Annotated in this window: 19 protein-coding genes; 12 read left to right on the top strand and 7 right to left on the bottom strand. The window is 73.2% G+C overall.

Going from position 1 to position 15,325, the window contains the following annotated elements; all coding sequences use genetic code 11:
• Window positions 1–11: 11 nt before the first annotated feature.
• On the top strand, window positions 12–728 hold the full coding sequence (locus tag ACIBCA_RS15665) for a helix-turn-helix domain-containing protein (RefSeq protein ID WP_396283419.1): 717 nt from the start codon (window positions 12–14) through the stop codon (window positions 726–728).
• Between the two features lie 57 nt (window positions 729–785).
• On the opposite strand, the gene ACIBCA_RS15660 is transcribed toward ACIBCA_RS15665, so the two are convergent.
• Window positions 786–1,196: a VOC family protein gene (locus ACIBCA_RS15660; protein WP_396283418.1), complete on the bottom strand. Its 411-nt coding sequence runs from the start codon at window positions 1,194–1,196 to the stop codon at window positions 786–788.
• Between the two features lie 85 nt (window positions 1,197–1,281).
• Here ACIBCA_RS15660 and ACIBCA_RS15655 point away from each other — a divergent pair, with 85 nt between their 5' ends.
• From ACIBCA_RS15655 to ACIBCA_RS15645, 3 genes are all read left to right on the top strand, one after another.
• Window positions 1,282–1,794, top strand: a complete 513-nt coding sequence (locus ACIBCA_RS15655; RefSeq protein WP_396283417.1) for a GrpB family protein — start codon at window positions 1,282–1,284, stop codon at window positions 1,792–1,794.
• Between the two features lie 77 nt (window positions 1,795–1,871).
• Complete coding sequence (locus tag ACIBCA_RS15650) at window positions 1,872–2,834, top strand: molybdopterin-dependent oxidoreductase (protein ID WP_396283416.1); 963 nt, start codon at window positions 1,872–1,874, stop codon at window positions 2,832–2,834.
• A gap of 12 nt (window positions 2,835–2,846) precedes the next feature.
• A complete protein-coding gene (locus ACIBCA_RS15645) occupies window positions 2,847–3,806 on the top strand; it encodes an aldo/keto reductase (RefSeq protein ID WP_396283415.1) in 960 nt (319 codons plus the stop codon).
• Window positions 3,807–3,988: 182 nt separating this feature from the next.
• Here ACIBCA_RS15645 and ACIBCA_RS15640 read toward each other — a convergent pair whose 3' ends face one another.
• On the bottom strand, window positions 3,989–4,126 hold the full coding sequence (locus tag ACIBCA_RS15640) for a hypothetical protein (RefSeq protein WP_396283414.1): 138 nt from the start codon (window positions 4,124–4,126) through the stop codon (window positions 3,989–3,991).
• 441 nt (window positions 4,127–4,567) lie between these two features.
• On the opposite strand from ACIBCA_RS15640, the gene ACIBCA_RS15635 reads away from it, so the two are divergent.
• From ACIBCA_RS15635 to ACIBCA_RS15620, 4 genes are all read left to right on the top strand, one after another.
• Window positions 4,568–6,412 (top strand): asparagine synthase-related protein, encoded by a 1,845-nt coding sequence (locus ACIBCA_RS15635; RefSeq protein WP_396283413.1) that lies wholly within the window; start codon window positions 4,568–4,570, stop codon window positions 6,410–6,412.
• On the top strand, window positions 6,409–6,870 hold the full coding sequence (locus ACIBCA_RS15630; protein ID WP_396283412.1) for a lasso peptide biosynthesis B2 protein: 462 nt from the start codon (window positions 6,409–6,411) through the stop codon (window positions 6,868–6,870). Before ACIBCA_RS15635 ends, ACIBCA_RS15630 begins: the two co-directional genes overlap by 4 nt.
• A 65-nt stretch (window positions 6,871–6,935) precedes the next feature.
• Entirely contained in the window at window positions 6,936–7,196 is a 261-nt protein-coding gene (locus ACIBCA_RS15625; RefSeq protein WP_396283411.1) for a lasso peptide biosynthesis PqqD family chaperone, read from the top strand.
• Between the two features lie 25 nt (window positions 7,197–7,221).
• The gene (locus ACIBCA_RS15620) at window positions 7,222–8,922 is read left to right on the top strand and encodes an ABC transporter ATP-binding protein (RefSeq protein ID WP_396283410.1); all 1,701 of its coding nucleotides are present in this window, start codon (window positions 7,222–7,224) and stop codon (window positions 8,920–8,922) included.
• 88 nt (window positions 8,923–9,010) lie between these two features.
• On the opposite strand, the gene ACIBCA_RS15615 is transcribed toward ACIBCA_RS15620, so the two are convergent.
• The gene (locus ACIBCA_RS15615; RefSeq protein ID WP_396283409.1) at window positions 9,011–9,514 is read right to left on the bottom strand and encodes a MarR family winged helix-turn-helix transcriptional regulator; all 504 of its coding nucleotides are present in this window, start codon (window positions 9,512–9,514) and stop codon (window positions 9,011–9,013) included.
• Between the two features lie 124 nt (window positions 9,515–9,638).
• Here ACIBCA_RS15615 and ACIBCA_RS15610 point away from each other — a divergent pair, with 124 nt between their 5' ends.
• Together ACIBCA_RS15610 and ACIBCA_RS15605 are read left to right on the top strand one after the other, a co-directional pair.
• Complete coding sequence (locus ACIBCA_RS15610; RefSeq protein WP_396283408.1) at window positions 9,639–10,481, top strand: NAD(P)H-binding protein; 843 nt, start codon at window positions 9,639–9,641, stop codon at window positions 10,479–10,481.
• A 32-nt stretch (window positions 10,482–10,513) separates the two neighbouring features.
• The gene (locus ACIBCA_RS15605; protein WP_396283407.1) at window positions 10,514–10,936 is read left to right on the top strand and encodes a MarR family winged helix-turn-helix transcriptional regulator; all 423 of its coding nucleotides are present in this window, start codon (window positions 10,514–10,516) and stop codon (window positions 10,934–10,936) included.
• Here the strand turns inward: ACIBCA_RS15605 and ACIBCA_RS15600 are convergent.
• Window positions 10,933–11,400 carry a MarR family winged helix-turn-helix transcriptional regulator gene (locus ACIBCA_RS15600; protein ID WP_396283406.1) on the bottom strand — a complete coding sequence of 156 codons (468 nt, stop codon included), beginning with the start codon at window positions 11,398–11,400 and terminating at the stop codon, window positions 10,933–10,935. The two genes, ACIBCA_RS15605 and ACIBCA_RS15600, sit on opposite strands and share 4 nt — an antisense overlap.
• Before the next feature lie 30 nt (window positions 11,401–11,430).
• Here ACIBCA_RS15600 and ACIBCA_RS15595 point away from each other — a divergent pair, with 30 nt between their 5' ends.
• Complete coding sequence (locus ACIBCA_RS15595) at window positions 11,431–12,498, top strand: GNAT family N-acetyltransferase (protein WP_396283405.1); 1,068 nt, start codon at window positions 11,431–11,433, stop codon at window positions 12,496–12,498.
• Window positions 12,499–12,527: 29 nt separating this feature from the next.
• On the opposite strand, the gene ACIBCA_RS15590 is transcribed toward ACIBCA_RS15595, so the two are convergent.
• Both ACIBCA_RS15590 and ACIBCA_RS15585 read right to left on the bottom strand, forming a co-directional pair.
• Window positions 12,528–12,986, bottom strand: coding sequence for a carboxymuconolactone decarboxylase family protein (locus tag ACIBCA_RS15590; RefSeq protein WP_396283404.1), 459 nt, complete (start codon window positions 12,984–12,986; stop codon window positions 12,528–12,530).
• Window positions 12,983–13,648, bottom strand: a complete 666-nt coding sequence (locus tag ACIBCA_RS15585) for a class II aldolase/adducin family protein (protein WP_396283403.1) — start codon at window positions 13,646–13,648, stop codon at window positions 12,983–12,985. The genes ACIBCA_RS15590 and ACIBCA_RS15585 overlap by 4 nt, the downstream gene beginning before the upstream one ends.
• Window positions 13,649–13,791: 143 nt before the next feature.
• On the opposite strand from ACIBCA_RS15585, the gene ACIBCA_RS15580 reads away from it, so the two are divergent.
• Window positions 13,792–14,169: a MerR family transcriptional regulator gene (locus tag ACIBCA_RS15580; RefSeq protein WP_396283587.1), complete on the top strand. Its 378-nt coding sequence runs from the start codon at window positions 13,792–13,794 to the stop codon at window positions 14,167–14,169.
• Between the two features lie 266 nt (window positions 14,170–14,435).
• Here ACIBCA_RS15580 and ACIBCA_RS15575 read toward each other — a convergent pair whose 3' ends face one another.
• Window positions 14,436–15,266: a cupin domain-containing protein gene (locus ACIBCA_RS15575; protein WP_396283402.1), complete on the bottom strand. Its 831-nt coding sequence runs from the start codon at window positions 15,264–15,266 to the stop codon at window positions 14,436–14,438.
• Window positions 15,267–15,325: the final 59 nt, after the last annotated feature.

The following is a 15,325-nucleotide window of genomic DNA, read 5'->3' as shown; positions in this document are numbered from 1 at the left end:
AGCCTTCGGGTATGCCTGCGATGTCCGCCGCCTACGCGGAGCGCCCGTCCCGGCTGCCGGGGGCGGTCGTGTGGACGAAGCCTGCCGCCGTCTGTGGGGACTCGGGCGCCGCAGGGCTCGTGCTGCCGGACGGGTGCATGGACCTGATCTGGACGGGCGGCCGGCTGCTGGTGGCGGGCCCCGACACCTGCGCCTTCCGGCCCGGGCCCGGTCAGGGCGGCCCGTGGGCGGGCGTACGGCTTCGGCCGGGTGCGATGCCGGCGCTGCTCGGCGTTCCGGCGTGCGAGCTGCGCGACCAGCGGGTCGACCTGGCCGCGCTACGGCCCGCCGCCGAGGTGAGTCGGCTCATCGGCCGGATCGACACCGCGCCCGATCCGGCCGCCGCGCTGGAGGACCTGGCCCTGCACCTGGCGGCCGAGGCGCCGCCGGAGGACGGGCTGGTCCGGGCGGTGGCCTCCGCCCTCGCGGCCGGGCGCGGCGTCGCGGCCACGGCCGAGACCGTCGGCCTCGGCGCCCGGCAGCTGCACCGGCGCTCGCTGGCGGCCTTCGGCTACGGCCCCAAGACGCTCGCCCGCATCCTGCGGCTGCAACGCGCTCTCGCGCTCGCCCGCTCGGGCGTGCCGCTCGCCGAGACGGCGGCCCGCGCGGGCTACGCGGACCAGGCGCACTTGGCGCGGGACGTCCGGGAGTTGGCGGGCACGCCGGTGACGTCCCTCCTGCGCGCCTGACGTTCCGGGTGCACCCCGGTGGCGCCCCTCCTGCGCCTGGTCGCCATGAGCCTCCGCTCAGCCCTCCGCGAGCGGGGCGAGCAGGTCCACCTCGTTGCCGTCCGGGTCGCGTACGACCGCGTACCGCTGCCCCCAGAACGCGTCCCAGGGCTTGAGCTCCCCGTGGTGCCCCGCGTCGACCAGCTGCGCGTACAGGGCGTCCACCTGCGCGGGGTCGGCGCAGCGGAACGCCAGGGCCGTGCGGCCGCCGCCGGTCGGGGGCTGCCAGTCGGGGTGGAAGGAGCGGATGGTGGATTCCGGGTCGAGGACCAGCAGGGGGCCGCCGGGCAGTTGGGCTTCGACGTGCGGTTCGTTCTCGGCGCCCGCGGCGAACTCGATGCCGAGGAGGCGGTAGAAGGCGATGGAGGCGGCGAGGTCGGACACGGCGAGGCCGACGAAGGCGAACCGGGGTGCGGTGGCGTCGTTCATGACCGCCACGCTAGGCGCGGCCCGGGGCGCCGGTCTTGAAGGAATCGGACGTGGTGGTCGTGTCCGGCGACGGTACTCTCCGGGCATGCTCGACGAACCGATTCACCTGACCCCTTACGATCCCGCCTGGGCCGATCAGGGCCGCGCGCTGGCGGCGCTGTTCCGCGCGGACCTTCCGGTGCCGGCCGAGGTCGAGCACATCGGCTCGACCGCCGTGCCCGGGTTGGACGCCAAGCCGGTGCTGGACGTCCAGATCGGGTGCGCGGGGGTGGACACGGCGGCGGTGGTCGAGGTCGTGTGCCGGCACGGGTTCGAGCACCTGGGCGAGTCGGGAGTGCCCGGGCGGCAGTACCTGCGGCGGCGGTCGGGGGTGTCCGCGAACGTCCATGTCGTGGAGCTGGGCGGCGCGTTGTGGACGGACAACCTGCTCCTGCGCGCGTACCTGCGGGCCCGTCCGGAGGCGGTCGCCCGCTATGCCCGCGCCAAGCGGGAGGCTGCCCGGGCCGACGCCCGTCTGCTCGCCTACTCCGCCCACAAGGCTTCCACCGTCGCCGAGTTGGTCGCCGAAGCCCGCGCGTTCGGCGGTCGGCCCGCCTGAAACCGGGCTGACCGGGCGGGCTCCTGCGGGTAACGTCCCTGCGGATACAGGTGATTCGTATGAGGAGGCAGTGGCGGATGGGCTACCACAACGACCCGGAGACCCCCGACGTCTTCCGGACCCCGATCGGGCAGGTCTTCGTCCGCACGCACCTCGGTGAGGCGCCTGCGATCGAGGCCGCCGACTGGACGCTCACCGTCGACGGTCTGGTCGAACGCCCCCTGGAAATCGGCCTGTCCGCTCTGCTGGAGCTGCCGCAGACCCGCGTCACGTCCGTCCACGAGTGCCTCGGCAACCCGTTGAACCCGGACGTCCCGACCCGCGCCGTCGCCAACCTGGAGTGGACGGGCGTCGCGCTCTCCGCGGTGCTTGCCCTGGCCGGTCCGTCCGCCGGGGCCCGGCACCTCTGGCTGGAGGGCGCCGACACGGGCAGCTTCGCGGGGGAGAGCGGCCTGACGTACCTCAAGGATCTTCCGCTGGAGGAGGGCGGGGCCGCTGTGCTGCTCGCCCACCGGGTGAACGGTGAGCCCTTGCCGCGTCAGCACGGCTTTCCCGTAAGGGCGGTGGTGCCGGGGATGTTCGGCACCAACTCGGTGAAGTGGCTGCGCCGGATCACCCTGGCGGCCGAGCGCCCGGAGCACCTCTTCACCACCCGCCTCTACACGCGGGCGGTCCCGGGGAGCGAGGAGCGCGTCCCGGCCCGCGAGATCGACGTCAGCAGCAAGCTGCTCACCCCGCGCGACGGCGCCCGGGTGCCCGCCGGGGTGTGCGAACTCGCGGGCCGGGCCTGGAGTTCGACCGAGGTGACCTCCGTCGAGGTCTCCGTGGACGACGGCCCCTGGCGGCCCGCCGTCCTGGAGCCGCGCGGCGCGCAGCCCGCCTGGCAGCGCTTCGCGCTCGACCACGACCTCGCCCCTGGCCCGCACCGCGTCCGGGCCAGGGCGACCGACGCCGTCGGCCGGGTGCAGCCGCTCGCCGGTACCAGGAACCACGTCCACGAGATCCGGCTGACCGCCGGAACCGAGCACGAGCACGAATAGGGGATCGCGCGAATGAAGCACCGTGCACTGGGAGTCGGCGGCCCGGAGGCGAGCGCGTTGTGCCTGGGCGCGATGACCTTCGGCACCACCGTGGACGAGGGGACGGCGACGGCGATCCTGGACCGCTTCACCGAGGCGGGCGGGACGTTCGTCGACACCTCGAACAACTACGCCTTCTGGGTGCCCGGCGCGACCGGCTTCGAGAGCGAGGAACTGCTCGGCCGCTGGATCAGGAGCCGCGGCAACCGCGAATCGCTGGTGCTCGCCTCGAAGTCCGGCGCCCGCCCGGTGCCGGGCCTGCCGTTCCCCGAGCACATCGAGGGCCTCGCCGGGCCCGTGCTGCGCGCCGCCGTCGAGGGCAGCCTGCGCCGCCTCGGCACGGACCGCCTGGACGTCCACTACGCGCACGTGGCCGACCCGAACACCCCGGTCGAGGAGACCCTCGGCGCCTACGCGGGCCTGGTCGGGGACGGCAAGGTGGGCCTCCTCGGCTGCAGCAACCACACCGCCGCCCAGCTGTTCGAGGCCAACGCGCTGGCCGCGCGCCGGGGTTGGCCCGGCTATCGGTGCGTCCAGCAGCGCCACAGCTATCTGATGCCCCGCCCCGACGCGGACTTCGGCGTCCAGGCGCACGCCGACGTCGCTCTGCTCGACCACCTCGCGGACCACCCCGGGACCGTCCTGCTCGCCTACTCCCCGCTCCTCGGCGGCGCCTACGGCCGCCCGGACCGGTCGCCGGGCGAGCAGTACGACTGGCCTGGGGCGAAGGCCCGCCTCGCCGTCCTGGCGGAGGTGACGGCCGAGACCGGTGCGACCGTCAACCAGGTGGTGCTGGCCTGGCTGTTGGCGCATCCCGTTCCCACGGTCCCCGTCCTGGGCGTGAGTTCGGTCGCGCAGCTCGACGAGGCGCTCGGGGCGCTCGAACTGAGGCTCGACGAGGACCAGTTGAGGCGGCTCTCGGAGGCCGGCTGACGGAGGGTCGAGGGGCGGGGGTCGAGGGGCGGGTGCGGGGGGCCGGGGGGCGGATCGGGTGCGGTCGACCGGGAATTCGGAATTTCGATGGCGATGGGAATTCGGAATCGCGGGAAAGGGATCCCGGATAAAGCGGGACGGCCCGCCGGCGGTGCGCCGGCGGGCCGTCGGGCAGGAGCGGGTCAGCGCGGCTTCTTGAAGCCGAGGGTCGTCGCGTCCTTCTTGGTGTAGATGGTGCCGTCGGTGTCCTTGGTGAAGTCGCCGACCTTGGCGGCCGCCGGCGGGGTGTAGCGCTCGGGCAGCTTCTGGTTCTCGGTCACGGTGCTCTCCCATGCGTCCGTATCGAGGCCCGGGTGGCCTCCGCTTCATTGAGACCGGTGTCCCCCGATGGTGTCCATGCGGACGGCCGGGCTTCGGCCATTGCCCGTCGACTTCTCGTGCGCGGGGCTGGCTCGTAAGCGAAGCATCACCCGGTCGACTTCGTTGTGGAAGTGGGCATGACAGATTCTGGGTCGGTCAAAAGTGATCAGAAGCGGTCGTGATGATCTCTCGATCTGAATATTATCGATCCGGAAATGGCCATATTTCGCCACCGAACAATTGGCGCGATCCCCGGGAATGCGGCGATATTCGGTTGTGATGCCCCCTTTTTGTGGTGCACGGTTCTGGGGCGAAGCACCGATGGTGCCGATGCCGTCGTGATACCCGTGATGACCGTGATACCTGGGGGTGGGAACGTGAAGTCGCTCGACGATTACCTCGTGGTTTTTCCGGATTCCCAGGGTGGCGCCGAGGCCCACCGGAACACCGGCCGTCGGATCGGCCCCGGAACCGCGCGGACGGTCGCGCACGCCTCCGGACGGCCCTGGCTGGCAGGCTCGTGGGCGCCGGAGGACCTGGTCGTCTCCACCGCCGGGCCGGTACGGGTGGCGGTGTTCGGGCCGAGCCCGGTCGCCGCCGGCCGGCTCGACGCCCTGGTCTCGCGCGTCCGCGGCCTCCCGGACCTCGACGCGCTCGCCCGGGGCCTCCCCGGCAACACCCACGTGGTGGCCTCCGTCCACGGGCAGGTGCGCTTCCAGGGCACCGTCAGCGGGACGCGCTGCGCGTTCACCGCCCGGCTCGGCGGTGTGCCCATCGCCGGCGACCGGGCCGACGTGCTGGCCGAGTTGACCGGCGCCGAGCCCGACGAGGGCCTGGTCGCGGCGAGCGTGACGTACGGGATGCTCTTCGCGCCGCTGAGCGAGCGCAGCTGGTGGCACGGCGTGCACCAGGTGCCCTCCGACTCCTGCCTGGTGCTCCCCGCCGACGGCCCCGCCCGGTCCGTGCAGTGGTGGCGGCCGCCGGAGCCGGAACTCACCCTGGCGCAGGGCGCGCCGGCCGTGCGCGAGCGCCTGCGGGAGGCGGTGGCCCAGCGGCGGCCGGAACAGGGCCGGCTCTCCGCCGACCTCTCCGGCGGCATGGACTCCACCTCGCTGTGCTTCCTCGCCGCCGAACAGCGCCCCGACCTGCTGACCTTCTGCTGGACGGGCGGCAGCGCGATCAACGACGATCCGCTGTACGCCGCCCAGGCCGCCCGCCTGCTCCCGCACGCCGAGCACCTGACCGTGCCGGACACCGACGCGCCCGCGGTGTTCGCCCCGCCCTACTGGGCGACGGACGCGGAGGCCCCGCGCGCCACCACCCGCGGCATGAACGCCGTCCGCTTCGGTGCCCGGCAGCTGGTCGAGCACGGCGCCACCCGGCACCTCGCGGGGCACGGCGCCGACGAGCTGTTCACCGGCGGCGCCTCCTACCTGCACACCCTGCTGCGCCGCCGCCCCGTCACCGCCTGGCGGCACCTGCGTGCCCACCGGGCCCTGAACGACTGGCCGCTGCTGCCCAGCCTGGCCGGACTGCTGGGCGGGGGAGACCTCGCCGGGTGGTGGCGGCAGTGCGCCGGCGACCTCGCCCGCAGCGCGCCGCCTCCCCGGACGCCCTCCCTCGGCTGGGGCGAACGGATTCCGGCCACGCCCTGGGCCACCGGCGACGCGGTACGGACCACCCGGACGCTCTTCCACGAGGTGGCCGAGCAGGCCGCGCCCTTCGCACCGGACCGGGGGCAGCACGAGACCCTCGCCGCCCTGCGCAGCGCCGGGCCGGTGCTCCGGCTCGTCTGCCGCGACTACGCCGCCGAAGGCCTGCCCCTCGAACTGCCGTACCTGGACGACCGGGTGATCGAGGCCGTACTGGCCGTCCTTCCCCACGAGCGCTACAGCCCCTGGCGCTACAAACCGGCGCTGGCCGCGGCGATGCGGGGCCTCGTGCCCGACGTGATCCTCGACCGCACCACCAAGGGCGACTGCGAGGAGCCCGTCGACCGCTCCCTCCAGCAGCACGTGCCGGACCTGCTGGACCTCTTCGCGGACTCGGAGCTGGCGCGGCGCGGCCTGATCGACGTACGCGGGCTGCGCACCACGCTGATCACCCCGCCGCGCAGCGGGGACGTCTGGTCCGCGCAGCTGGAGGCGACGATCGGCGCCGAACTGTGGCTGCGCGAGATCACCGCCCGCTCCGCCGCTCACCTGCCCGAAGCCCAGCCGGTCCTCACCCTCGAGGAGACGCCGTGACCAGTCCGCCCTGCGCGCTCCAGCCGCGTACCCGGCTGCCCCTGCACCGGCGCCTGCTCCCGCTGGCCGCCGTGGCGCTCGCCCGTCCGCTGGCCAGGCTCTCGCCCGGGCGCCTGCAATCCGTCCTCGCGGCCCTGAGTACCGGAGCCCGGCCGGGCACCGCCGCGCAGGCGTCCGCCGCCCGTACGGCGGTGGTCGCGGTCAGCCTGCGCTGCGCCGTCCACAACTGCCTCCAGCGCTCGATCGCCACGGCCGTCCTGTGCCGGTTCAAGGGCGTCTGGCCCACCTGGCAGGCGGGCGTGCGCACGACGCCGTTCGGCGCCCACGCCTGGGTGGAGGCGGAGGGGCGGGTGATCGACGAGCCGTACCCGGACGGCTACTTCCGGCCGATGGTCACCGTCGCGCCCAAGCGGCCGGCTCGGCCCGCCAGTTCCGCCCGTTCCGCCCGTTCCGGCTGACCTGCCTGACCTGCCCGTTTCGCCCGTCCCGCTGGTTCCGCCTCATCCCCCGTCCGGAGGACCGCATGACGCTCCGCCTGACCGCCCACACCGTGTCCACCGACACGGACGACGGCGCCGTGCTGCTGAGCCGGCGCACCGGCGCCTACTGGCAGCTCAACCAGACCGGCGCGTACGCCCTGCGGCGCCTGCTCGACGGCCACACCGTCGGCCAGGTCGCCGAGGAGTTCTCCGCCCACTTCGGCATCGCCGAGGCCGAGGCGCGGCAGGACCTCACGGCGATGACCGACCGGCTGTGCACCTCCGGCCTGGTGGAAGCCGGCTGAACACATCCTGGGAGCCGAGGACACGATGCTTCGCCAGCTGTGGACCCTGACCCGTGGGCAGCGCCGCGCCCTGGCCGTCGCCCTGCTCCTCACCCTGGCGGCCGCCGCCGTGGGCATCGCCCAGCCCCTGGCGGCCAAGGGGGTGGTGGACGCCGTCACCGCCCACCGGCCGCTCCTGCTCCCCGCCGGTCTCCTCGTCCTGCTGCTCCTGCTCCAGGCCCTCATCGGCGCCGGCGCCGTCTACCTGCTGGAGCGCACCGGCGAACGGTTCGTCCTGGCCACGCGGACCAGGCTGATCGGGCACCTGCTGCGGGTGCGCATACCCGCCTTCGACCGTCTGCGCGTCGGCGACCTGATGGCGCGCGCCTCGACGGACGTGGTCGTTCTTCGCGAGGCGCTGACGCACGTCTCCGTCCAGATCGCCACCAACCTGTGCGTCGCGCTCGGCAGCGTCGCCGCGATGTTCGTGCTGGATCCGGTCCTGATGCTGATCATCCTCGGCGTGCTCCTCGCCAGCGGCCTCGTGATCAACAGGCTTTCGGCGGCGATCGGCCGCTCCTCCTCCGACCTGCAGGCCGCCGTGGGCGCGGTCTCGGCCGGGCTGGAGCGGGCCCTGTCGGCCCTGCGGACCGTACGGGCCAACCGCGCCGAACGGCGGGAGGCCGACCACCTCGGCACACTCGCCCTCGACGCGTACGACGCCGCGATGCGCGGCGCCCGTCTCACGGCGCTGATCGCCCCGACGGCCCAACTGGCCATCAACGCCGCCTTCGTGCTGGTCCTGCTGCTCGGCGCGACCCGGGTCGACCAGGGCGTCCTCTCGCTCGGCGCCCTGGTGGCGATGCTGCTGTACGCCACCCAACTGACGGGCCCGGTCACCGAGTTGATGGAGGGACTCGCCTCGGTGAACCGGGCCAAGGGCTCCACCGAGCGCATCCGGGAGGTGTACGCGCTCCCCGTGGAGGCCGCCCCCCGAGTGTTTCGTCAGCCCTCGGAGTGGTCAACCACCGCCCCCGCACTGGAGATCCGCGACCTGTACTTCGGCTACAGCTCCGACGCGCCGATCCTCCAAGGCCTCTCCCTCACCGTCCCCCGCCACGCCCTGGTGGCCCTGGTCGGCCCGTCCGGCGCCGGCAAGTCGACCACCTTCGCGCTGGTCAACCGCTTCTACGAACCGTGGAGCGGCAGCATCCGCCTCGGCGGGCACCCCGCCGAGGGCCTCGGCCTGGACGAGTGGCGCTCCGGGATCGGCTGGGTCGAGCAGGACTGCCCGATGCTGCACGGCACCCTACGGGAGAACCTCTGCTACGCGGCCCCGGACGCCACCGACGACCGCCTCCGGGAAGTCCTCGACCTGGTCAACCTCACCGAGAAGGTGCACCGCCTGCCGGCCGGGCTCGACACCGAGGTCGGCGAGCGGGGCCTGCGCCTCTCCAGCGGCGAGCGCCAGCGCGTCGCCATCGCCCGCGCCGTCCTCGCCCGCCCCCGGCTGCTGCTCCTGGACGAGCCCACCGCGCACCTGGACCCGGCCAACGAGGCCGCGCTGACCATCAACCTGCACGACCTGCGGAAGGAGTGCGCCCTGCTGGTCATCGCCCACCGCATGTCCACCGTCGAGGCCGCGGACAGCGTGGTGATGCTCTCCGACGGTACGGCCTCCGCCACCGCCCCTTACGCCGAACTCCTGCGCGACCACGCCCCGTTCCAGCGCCTCTCCGGGCGCTGATCACGTGCTGATCACGTGCTGATCAGTGCTGAACGGGCCCTGATTCGGATGCTCACCGGCCGCCGTCCGGGCGCAGGGCCCGCAGGCCTCAGGCGCCCTTGGCGTCCACGGCCAGGCCCCGGTCCTTCAACTGGGCCAGCGAGTCGACGTACTTGAGCATCAGGCGGGCGAACTCCAGGCGGTCGTGCTCGTTCCAGTCGGCGGTGATGTAGTCGAACGCGTCGCGCTGGTGGCGCCGGAACCGGGCCATGAGCTCGGCGCCCTCGGGGCTGAGCAGGAGTACGGTGCGGCGCCCGTCCTGCTGGGAGGCGGCGCGGATCAGGTAGCCGGCCTTGATGTTGTCGCTGACCATCCGGCTGGCGACCGAGGGGTCGACGCCGAGGATCTCGGCGACCGCGCCGACGGTGATCTCCTTGTCGGAGTCCCGGGTGTGCCCCAGGACGATGTTCAGGACCAGGGTGCGGCTCAGGTCCTTGGCCGAGATGGGGTTCTCGACCTCTAGCAGCGAGGTGCGGCGCAGCTTGGAGAACGCGGGGCCCACGGCGTTCAGCAGTTCCTCCGCCGTCTGCGGCGCGTTCCCGTTCGTCGTCATGGGTCCATCGTAGAGCCCATGAGCGACGGCAGGCATGTGTTGACCTGAAATTACATGCATGCAAGCATGCATATGTCGAAGCGCAGAGCTTCGGTCGTGCTGTGAACCAGGGGGTCCCCTTCTCATGTCCATCCTCATCACCGGCGCCCGCGGTCAGGTCGGCCAGGCCGTCATCCACCGCCTCCACACCGTCGGACGGCCCGTCCGCGCGGCCAGTGCCAAGCCCGCCGACCTGACCGTCCCGGCCGGCGTGGAGGTCGCCGAACTCGACCTCGGCCGGCCCGAGACCTTCCCGGCCGCGCTCGACAGTGTGCGCCAGGTCTTCCTCTACCCGGAGCCCTCGGGCATCGACGCCTTCGTCGCGGCGGCCAGGGCCGCCGGGGTCGAGCACGTCGTCCTGCTGTCCTCCGCCTCGGTCCTGGCGCCCGACGCCGAGACCGACCCGCTCGCCTCGCACAGCTTCCTCGTCGAGCGCGCCCTGGCCGCCTCCGGCCTGCCGCACACCTTTCTGCGGCCGGACGCCTTCGCCAGCAACGCCCTCGGCTGGTCCTACGGCATCGGCCAGGGCCTGCCGATCCAACTCGCCTACCCGGAGGCGCAGATCGCGCCCATCCATCCCGAGGACATCGCCGACGTCGCCGTCGAGGCGCTCACCGGTACGGCCCTGCGCGGCCGCGCCCTCACCCTCACCGGCGGCCGGTCCCTCACCTTCCGCGAGCAGATCGCCGTCCTGGCCGAGGTGCTCGGCCGCGACCTGCGCGTCGAGACCATCACCCGCGCCGAGGCGGAGCAGCAGATGAACCGCTTCCTGCCCGCCGGCTTCGCCGACTCGCTGCTCACCCTGTGGGCCGCCGCCACCGCCGGTCCCGCGCCCATCGCCGACACCACCCGCTCCCTGCTGGGAAGGCCGGAGCGCACGTTCCACCAGTGGGCCGTCGAGAACGCCACAGCGTTCACCCCGCGCTGAGAAACGCTGCCGGACAAGGAAAGGCCGCCACCATGAAGCCGATCGGCTACTGGCTCAACCGCACCGACCAGGCCATCACCCACCACATGAACGGCGTCCTCGCCGAGTACGGCCTCACCCGCACCACCTGGCAGGTCCTCAACGTCCTCCGCGACACCCCCGAGGCCACCGGCGCCGCTGTCGTCCCCGACGCCGCCGTCGTCACCGCCCCCGCCCCCAACGCCGACCTCCCCACCCTGACCGCCGCCGTCGAGACCACCCTCGCCCACGGCTGGACGACCCGCCCCGCCCCCGGCCACCTCACCCTGACCCCGAGCGGCCGTGACCACCTCTCCACCGTCGCCACCCGGGTCGCCGCCTTCCGCGACCTCTCCCTGGCCGGCATCACCCCCGAGGAGTACCGCGCCGCCGTCACCGTCCTCGAACGCATGACCCAGAACCTCGAAACGAGTTAACCCTCGGGGCCCTCCACCTTCCGGGCGATCGCCTCGAGCGCGGCGAGATCCTCAGGGGTGAGCCGGTCGACGAAGTGGCGGCGCACGGAGGCGACATGGGCCGGGGCGGCGGCGGCGAGGGTGTCGAAGCCGTGCTCGGTGAGGACGAGGAGGCAGCCCCTGCCGTCGGTCGGGTCCGGCTCGCGGCGCAGGAGGCCGCGCTCCTCCATCCGGGTGGCGTGCCGGGAGAGGCGGCTGCGGGACCAGTCCATCTTGGCGGCCTGCTCGTGCAGGGAACTGGTGCGCCCGGGGCGTTCCGAGAGCGTGCTCAGGACTTCGTAGTCGGGTTCGGAGAGGCCGGCCGCGCCCAGGTCCCGCACCGTTCCGGCCTGGACGGCGGCCACCATGCGGCGGAAGGCCCGCCAGGCGCGCTCCTCGTCGGCGGTCAGCCAGGGGGCGGTCTCGTCCGATGATTTCGTTGACATGTAACCAATCTACTCGCTAGCTTCGTTTCCATGTCAACGAAAAGCCTGCGCGTCCTCGTCCTCCTGTCCAGCAACCGCCCCGGCGCCCTCGGCCCGGCGGTGGGGGAGTGGCTCGTCGACGCGCTCGCGCCCCGCGCCGCGGAACTGGGCGTCGAGCTGGTGCCCCTCGCCCTCGGCGACCTCGGCCTGCCGTTCCTCGACGAGGAGGCGCATCCGTCGGAGGGCGCTTACCGGCACGAGCACACCCGGCGCTGGAGCGCGATCGCGGACGCCGCGGACGGCTTCATCGTCGTGACCCCTGAGTACAACCACGGCATGCCGGCGACGCTGAAGAACGCCCTCGACTACCTCTACCGGGAGTGGGCCTGGAAGCCGGTCGGCTTCGTCAGCTACGGCAACAGCTCGGCCGGCACCCGGGCCGTCCAGCACGCCAAGCAGATCGTGGCCACGCTGCGCATGGTCCCGCTCGGCGCCACCGTCGCGATACGCCTCGGCGACTCCGTGGAGGACGGCCGGGTCCGCCCCACCCCGGCCCTCGCCTCGGCGGCCCACGGAGTCCTCGACGAGCTGACCAGGGTGGCCCACGCCCTGCGCCCCCTGCGCGAGGCCGGGCGGCCGGAAGCGCTGCCCGGCCCGCCGACCGGCTCGTACACCAGGCGCCTGACCCCCGAGGACGCGCCCGAGGTCACCGTGCTGCAGCGGTGCTGCTGGGTGGACGAGGCCCTCGCCAACGACACCCTCGACATCCCGGCCCTGCACGAGTCCCCGCAGCAGGTCCGCGACTGGATCGCCACCTGGAACACCACGGGCCTCTGGCGCGACGGCCGCCTCCTCGGCATGGTCCGGGCCCGCCGCACCGGCACCGACTGGCACATCGGCCGCCTCTGCGTCGCCCCCGACCTCCGCGGCCAGGGCCTCGGCCGCTGGCTCCTCCGCACCGCCGAATCCGCCGCCGACCCGGCCTGCTCCCGCGCCGTCCTCTTCACCGGCACCCGCAGCACGGGCAACATCGCCCTCTACGAGAGCGAGGGCTACCGGCCCGCCCCCCACGACGAGCCCGAGGGCACGGTTCGCCTCGCCAAGCCCCTGCGGCCCTGAATCCGACCGGTTCGATCCGGGCGCGGCGGTCAGCCGTCCTCGCCCTTCTCCTTCTCCTTCTGCTTCCCCTTCACCTGATCCCTTTCCCGCGCCCTTTCCCGCTCCACGATTTCGACGACGATCTCGATGCCGAGCGCGTAGGCCGGGGCGCCCGAGGTGATGAGCGCGGTCTCGGCGACGCCGATGAGGTCGGCGATGCCGGCGCCCGCGTGGAGGGCGCCGCGGGCGTGGATGCGGGCCGGTTCCGCCCGGCCGAGGGACAGCAACTGGCCGAAGTGGACCAGCTGTTGTACGCGGCCACCGAGCGGGCTGTCGGCGAGCACGAGGTGGCGCAGGGCCGTGAACACCTCCTCGGTGGGGAGCCGTCCGTAGTCCTGGGCGAGCCGCAGGCGGTCCTCCACCGCGGCGGGGACGGCGCCGAGCGTGGTGCGGTAGCGGTCGCGCAGCGCCTCGGAGCGCTCGTCGAAGCCCTGGTCGGAAGCGGTCATGCCGACACCCGCGCGATCGAGGCGCGGACGGCCTCCAGGGCGCCCTCGGGGAAGTCCACGGCCCCGCCGATCGCCGCGGCGGCGATCTCGGCCTCGGCGCTCTCCTCGATCGCCACCACCAGGTGGGCGGCGGCGGCCGCGTCAGGGCCGAAGACCAGCAGGCCGTGGTTGGCGAGGAGGACCGAGGACGTCGTCGGGCGCCGGTCCAGCACGTCGGCGATGCCCCGGATCGACACGTCCGAACCGCGCGGACCCCAGGGCACGACCGGCACCTCCTCGGGCTGGCCGAAGCGCAGCATCGGCTCGGTGCGGCAGGGCAGCGGCCGGTGGGCCACCGCGAAGGCCGTCGCGGAGGGCGAGTGGGTGTGGATGATGGCGCCCACGTGCGGGCGGGCGCGGTAGACGACGCTGTGCATGGTGATGATCTCGGCGCTGACGGAGCGCAGTTCGCCCTCCAGGAGCTGCCCGTCGAGGCCGACGGTCGCCAGGTGCTGGGGCTCCAGGTCCCGGACGAAGCCCGGGGTCAGCAGGAAGCGGTCGGCGTCGAGCCTGACGCTCAGGTTGGCGTGCCCGGAGTGCGACATCACCCCGGCCGTGAAGAGCTGCCGACTGGCCTCGACGAGCTGGTGCGCCCGGCTCCGGGCCTCGGGTGCGTCTGACATCTCTGATCTCCCAATTCTCCTTCGGGGGCGGCCGGTTCGGCGCCGCCCCTCCTGTCGGCAACTCTGCGACTTGAACTAAGGTTCAAGTCAAGCGCCCACCCGGCGCGGGGGAGAGGAAGTCGAGGAGGGGCCGGATCGTGCGCATGACCATCGGCCAGCTCGCCGAGATCACCGACGTACCCGCGTCGGCCATCCGGTTCTGGGAGCGCAACGGCCTGCTGCCCGCACCCGAGCGCCAGAGCGGGCAGCGCCGCTACCCGCCGTCGGCCGCGGACCGGATCGTGCTGCTGCGCAAGTTCCAGCAGGCCGGCCTGAGCCTGGCCGAGGTCCGGGAGTTCCAGGAGGACCAGCCGCGCCGGCAGGCGATGATCCGCGCCAAGATCGCCGAGGTCGAGCAGCGCATGCTCGACCTCGACCACGCCCACCAGCTGCTCACCCACGCCCTCCAGTGCGGCCGGACGGACATCGTCACCTGCCCGACCTTCCGGGAACAGATGGCCTCCTGGAACGAGCCCGGCTGACGGCGCGCGGCGTACCGACCGAAATCAGCAGCGGACGGTGTGCGGCGCGGTGAACCCTCAGGTTTTGTCTACTTCGTCTACGGCGCATGTTTACGGCGTATGTGAAGTGCCCCTCGATCTCCGCGACTGACAAGGGGCCAGGCGGCCCTGTGAACGACGAGGGCCCGGACCGCTCCGAGGCGGTCCGGGCCCTCTGACGTCTCCTGCCCGGCGCCAAGGTCCGGGGCGGCCGGCTCTTCGGGTGCTGAGCGGCGGGACGGCCGAGCTCAGGACGGGTCTTCGTAGGTGATGGCGTAGGGGGCTGCGATGCGGTTGAGTTCGCGGGGGTCGAGCCGGCCGGCGGTGCTGACGGACGTCCGGGCCTCGACGAAGTCTTCGACGAAGCACTCCCAGCCGCCCGGGGAGGAGATCTGGAGCACGCGCGGGGGCGGCGTGGAGCCGGGGGCCAGGGCGTGGGGGATGCCGTGGGGCAGGAGGACGAACTGGCCGGGGGAGAGGAGGTGGCTCTGGTCGGCGAACTCGACGGCGAGGTCGCCGGACAGGACGTAGACCGCCTCGTCGGCCAGGTGGTGGACATGGCGGGGGATCTGCTGGGTGACCGTCATCTCCAGCAGCGAGAGCCGGCCCCCGGTGTCGGTGCCCCGAACCTTTGCGGCGAAGGCCGGTGGGACCGGGATCCGTCCGGGCCGCACCTCGCCCGGGGCCAGGACGTGGACGGGGCGCCGGCCATCGGCGTCGGCGTCGGCATCGGAGGCGGCGGGAGCGGGGGCGGGGATCGAGAGGCGGAGGGCGCGTACCCGGGCCTCGGGCTGGACATCGACGGTCCGGGCGGTGCCGCGCGGGAGGAAGGCGCACATGCCGGGGGTGAGGTGGTGGACGAGGTCCTCGGTCTCGACCTTCAGTTCGCCGTCGAGCAGGTAGAGGATCTCGTCGCCGTCCGGCCGATGGGGCGACGGCAGGGGGTCGGGGCCCCAGTGCTCGGTGAGACCGAAGCGGCCCTCGGTGTCGTCGGCGCTCGCCTTGACGGCGGTACCCGGGGGGAGATGGGCGGAGGTGGGGCGCGACGTGCCGGCTGCGAGCAGGATGAAGCGGTCCACAAAGGTATCCTTTCAAAGGAGGAATCAGATTCGGAATCCGATTCCGGTTTGAGCATACG

It is taken from the genome of Kitasatospora sp. NPDC051170, assembly GCF_044455705.1.
Taxonomy (GTDB): Bacteria; Actinomycetota; Actinomycetes; order Streptomycetales; family Streptomycetaceae; genus Kitasatospora.
Note: the sequence above shows the minus strand (reverse complement) of the source record. Positions and strands in the feature narration are given on the sequence as shown.

Excerpts from the sequence above, each read along its gene's own strand:
- ACIBCA_RS15665 (WP_396283419.1), top strand. The coding sequence starts at position 12 with ATGCCTGCGATGTCCGCCGCCTACGCGGAGCGCCCGTCCCGGCTGCCG.
- ACIBCA_RS15660 (WP_396283418.1), bottom strand. The coding sequence starts at position 1,196 with ATGAACGACGCCACCGCACCCCGGTTCGCCTTCGTCGGCCTCGCCGTG.
- ACIBCA_RS15655 (WP_396283417.1), top strand. The coding sequence starts at position 1,282 with ATGCTCGACGAACCGATTCACCTGACCCCTTACGATCCCGCCTGGGCC.
- ACIBCA_RS15650 (WP_396283416.1), top strand. The coding sequence starts at position 1,872 with ATGGGCTACCACAACGACCCGGAGACCCCCGACGTCTTCCGGACCCCG.
- ACIBCA_RS15645 (WP_396283415.1), top strand. The coding sequence starts at position 2,847 with ATGAAGCACCGTGCACTGGGAGTCGGCGGCCCGGAGGCGAGCGCGTTG.
- ACIBCA_RS15625 (WP_396283411.1), top strand. The coding sequence starts at position 6,936 with ATGACGCTCCGCCTGACCGCCCACACCGTGTCCACCGACACGGACGAC.
- ACIBCA_RS15620 (WP_396283410.1), top strand. The coding sequence starts at position 7,222 with ATGCTTCGCCAGCTGTGGACCCTGACCCGTGGGCAGCGCCGCGCCCTG.
- ACIBCA_RS15615 (WP_396283409.1), bottom strand. The coding sequence starts at position 9,514 with ATGACGACGAACGGGAACGCGCCGCAGACGGCGGAGGAACTGCTGAAC.
- ACIBCA_RS15610 (WP_396283408.1), top strand. The coding sequence starts at position 9,639 with ATGTCCATCCTCATCACCGGCGCCCGCGGTCAGGTCGGCCAGGCCGTC.
- ACIBCA_RS15605 (WP_396283407.1), top strand. The coding sequence starts at position 10,514 with ATGAAGCCGATCGGCTACTGGCTCAACCGCACCGACCAGGCCATCACC.
- ACIBCA_RS15600 (WP_396283406.1), bottom strand. The coding sequence starts at position 11,400 with ATGTCAACGAAATCATCGGACGAGACCGCCCCCTGGCTGACCGCCGAC.
- ACIBCA_RS15595 (WP_396283405.1), top strand. The coding sequence starts at position 11,431 with ATGTCAACGAAAAGCCTGCGCGTCCTCGTCCTCCTGTCCAGCAACCGC.
- ACIBCA_RS15590 (WP_396283404.1), bottom strand. The coding sequence starts at position 12,986 with ATGACCGCTTCCGACCAGGGCTTCGACGAGCGCTCCGAGGCGCTGCGC.
- ACIBCA_RS15585 (WP_396283403.1), bottom strand. The coding sequence starts at position 13,648 with ATGTCAGACGCACCCGAGGCCCGGAGCCGGGCGCACCAGCTCGTCGAG.
- ACIBCA_RS15580 (WP_396283587.1), top strand. The coding sequence starts at position 13,792 with ATGACCATCGGCCAGCTCGCCGAGATCACCGACGTACCCGCGTCGGCC.